The organism is Frankia sp. KB5, assembly GCF_002099325.1.
In the GTDB taxonomy this organism is placed as follows: domain Bacteria; phylum Actinomycetota; class Actinomycetes; order Frankiales; family Frankiaceae; genus Frankia; species Frankia casuarinae.
The window spans coordinates 1-1,396 of sequence record NZ_MRUJ01000398.1 but is presented as its reverse complement, the minus strand read 5'-3'; the positions used below and the strand labels follow the sequence as shown (position 1 = coordinate 1,396).

Annotated in this window: 2 protein-coding genes; one reads left to right on the top strand and one right to left on the bottom strand. The window is 71.2% G+C overall.

Going from position 1 to position 1,396, the window contains the following annotated elements:
• Positions 1–403 precede the first annotated feature (403 nt).
• Positions 404–880 (top strand): NUDIX pyrophosphatase, encoded by a 477-nt coding sequence (locus KBI5_RS24765; protein ID WP_198031032.1) that lies wholly within the window; start codon positions 404–406, stop codon positions 878–880.
• Here the strand turns inward: KBI5_RS24765 and KBI5_RS26755 are convergent.
• On the bottom strand, positions 865–1,396 hold a 532-nt coding region (locus KBI5_RS26755), incomplete at its 5' end, for a hypothetical protein (RefSeq protein WP_157902600.1). The genes KBI5_RS24765 and KBI5_RS26755 overlap by 16 nt on opposite strands.

Here is a 1,396-nt window from a genome sequence, read left to right as displayed (position 1 = left end):
TCGATCGCGCCGTCCCAGGCGGTGTAGGCCTCGGCCAGCCGGGTGTCGGCGTCGGGGCCGGGGGTGTCGCGCGCTCGCGCCCACGCCGTGGCCAGTTCCCGGTGGGCTGTGTAGAGCGCGCGGAACCGGTCGAGCCAGGCCTTCTCCCAGTACTCCAGCTGGACCGGGTTCGACAGCCTCGCCCGCGGGAAGTAGCGGCGAAGGTGGGCGACGCAGTAKAGGTTGACGAGGCCGGCGCAGCGGCGGCCGACGGAGACGTAGACCGGGTGCCGGTAAGAAACCTGTCACCAGGTGCAAACGCGGATGATCTTGTGTTGGCTGGTCACGTGTCGCGTTGCGGGCGCGGTTCCTGGTCAGCCGTGGCTTCGGTGGTCGGCCGAGGGCGCCGTCCTACGATGGTGTGGTGACCGACACTGTGGGTGGCCGTGCGGCGTTTCAGGTTCTGGTCCTGCCCTACCGGCAGACCGGGCAGGGCACGGAGTACGCCTTGTTCCGGCGTGCTGATGCCGCCTATTGGCAGGGTGTCGCCGGTGGTGGTGAGGCGGGTGAGTCCCCGGCGCAGGCAGCCCGGCGGGAAACCGCCGAGGAGGCCGGTCTGGTCGGCGAACGTGAGTTCATCGTGTTGGACGCGCGGGCCACGATCCCCGTCGTCTACGTCACCGGGGAGTTCACCTGGGGGCCGGACGTGCTGGTGATCCCGGAGTACGCGTTCGGTGTCCGTGCGGAGGACGCCGAGGTGACGTTGTCGGACGAGCACACCGAGTTCGGCTGGTTCGGCCTCGACGACGCGGTGAAGGTCGTGCAGTGGGATTCCAACCGCACCGCTCTGTGGGAGCTGGACCATCGGCTACGCCACGGCATCGGTCACCGCGCCGCCTGAGCGACCAGGTCCGTGACCCCGCGGCCGAGCACTGTCGGGGTGTCCGTTCCCGACTCGCAGCGGGCGGCTGCGACCGACTTCGCGCACTCACGTAGTCGTCGACGATGCCCCCGCGCGTGGTCCGCGGTGAGGCGTGCGTGTTCGTGGGGATCGTCGAGGAGACCGTCGGGGAGACGCGCGGCGGTCAGAGCCGTGGTGCCCTGCCGGGTGTCCAGCCTCCGCCAGACCGCTGGTCTCGCCTCGCGGAACGCCATGTCGATGAACGCTGTGACCGGCCCGCCGGCGGCGCGTGCCACCGTGAACGCCGCTGCGACCGTGGCGGCGGGCAGGTAGGTACGGTTCTCCTCGTCGGCGAGGGTGCCGGTGGCACGGGTGAGGTCGCGGAGGGCGGGGAACAGGGCGATCGTGGGCGCGCGCAGCCCGATCGTGGTCGGTAGGGCGTGGACCTGGACCGGGCCGGCGGGGTTGAGGAACGCCAGCGAGTTCGCGACCAGTGCCACCGGCCCGGCGACGCCG